Origin of the sequence: Sandarakinorhabdus rubra (genome assembly GCF_010994245.1) — a bacterium.
Taxonomy (GTDB): Bacteria; Pseudomonadota; Alphaproteobacteria; order Sphingomonadales; family Sphingomonadaceae; genus Sandarakinorhabdus; species Sandarakinorhabdus rubra.
This window is the reverse complement of sequence record NZ_WMHO01000359.1, coordinates 1-1,434: the sequence shown is the minus strand read 5'-3', so window position 1 is coordinate 1,434 and position 1,434 is coordinate 1. Positions and strand designations below refer to the sequence as shown.

General features: G+C 74.3%; 1 protein-coding gene and 1 pseudogene. Both read left to right on the top strand.

Going from position 1 to position 1,434, the window contains the following annotated elements:
* Positions 1–752 (top strand): flagellar M-ring protein FliF C-terminal domain-containing protein (locus GJV64_RS14455; RefSeq protein ID WP_328799203.1); only part of this gene is annotated, 752 nt, incomplete at its 5' end.
* A pseudogene (locus GJV64_RS14450) lies at positions 749–1,434 on the top strand (hypothetical protein); the annotation flags it as partial. The gene GJV64_RS14455 and the pseudogene GJV64_RS14450, both read left to right, overlap by 4 nt.

Sequence of the window (1,434 nt, the reverse complement as noted above, 5' to 3'; positions counted from 1 at the left end):
GCGAAGCCGGTGCCGCGCCGGCGCAAGGCATCCCCGGCGCGCTCACCAACACCGCGCCGCCCGCCGCCCAGCTTTCGGCGACGCCGCCGGCACTGCCGCCGGCTGCCGCCGCGTCGCCGCCGCAGGTGACCCAGGAAAGCGCCAGCCGCATGTGGGAGATCGGCAAGGATGTCTCGGTCACCCGCGCCGCGGCGCCCCGGCTGAAGCGGCTGTCGGTGGCATTGCTGGTCGATGCCGGCGCTTTGGGGAAGGGCGGCGCGCGTGACCTCACCGCCATCCGCCGGCTGGTGCAGGGGGCCATGGGCTATGACGCGGCGCGCGGCGACCTGATCGAGGTGCAGACCCGCGCCTTTGCCGGCAATGCCCCGACGTCCGAGGCTTGGTATGACGCGCCGGCGGTGCGCAACTGGGGCCCGGTCGTGGCCGGCGTGCTGCTGCTGGCGCTGGGCGGGCTGGGCTGGTTCCTGTGGCAGCGCCGCAGCCGGTTGGCAGCGGCGCGCGAACTGGCCGCCAATCCGCCGCCGCCGCGCGTGTTCGGTGACCTGGTGGTGCCGGCCGGCGCGCCGATCGATGGCGGTGACCTCAGGCCCGCCACCGCCCGCGATTACAGCGGCAAGCTCGACAAGGCGCGCACGCTGGTGACGGGTGATCGCGATCGGGCGATGGCCGTGGCCCGCCAGATGCTGCTGACCAGCACGGTCGCCAGCCCATCAGCCATCGCGCCGCAGAACCAACCGGGGGAGGCGGCATGATCGCACTGTCCCGCCCCGATCCTGCCGCCGGCCTGTCGGGCGCGCAGAAATGCGCCATCCTGCTTCTCGTGCTGGAAGACGCACAGGCGGCCGACATGCTGGCGTCGATGTCGCCGGAGGAGGTGCAGCAGGTGGGCGAGGCGATGCTCAGCGTCGCCGAGATCGCCCCCGACGCCATCGATGCGGTGCTCGACGAGTTCCTGGCCCGCACGGCACAGGTGGCGGCACTCGATGCGCAGGGGCGCCAGGTGCGGCAGCGGCTGGGCCTGGCGCTGGGCACGCCGCGCGCCGAAACGCTGATCGAGCGCATCGGCCCACCTGCCGCGCCGCGCCGCTTTGCGGTGCTCGATTGGGTGGAGGCCGAAGCGCTGGCGACGCTCATCGCCGATGAACATCCACAGGCCATCGCGGTGGTGCTGGCGCACCTGCCCGAAGCGCGGGCGGCCGCCGTGCTCGATGCCCTGCCCGAAGCCGCCCACGCCGATCTGGCGCTGCGGCTGGCGACGCTGCGCCCGGTGGCGCTGGCCGATCTCGCCGCGCTGGAGGCCGATCTGGAGGCCAAGCTGCGCGGGGTCGGCACCGATCGTGACCGCGCCCGGCTGGCCGGCACCGGCTTTGCCGCCGGGGTCATCAAGAAGGCCCGCGGGCGCGGCGCGCTGCTGGATGCGCTGCTCACCGCCGA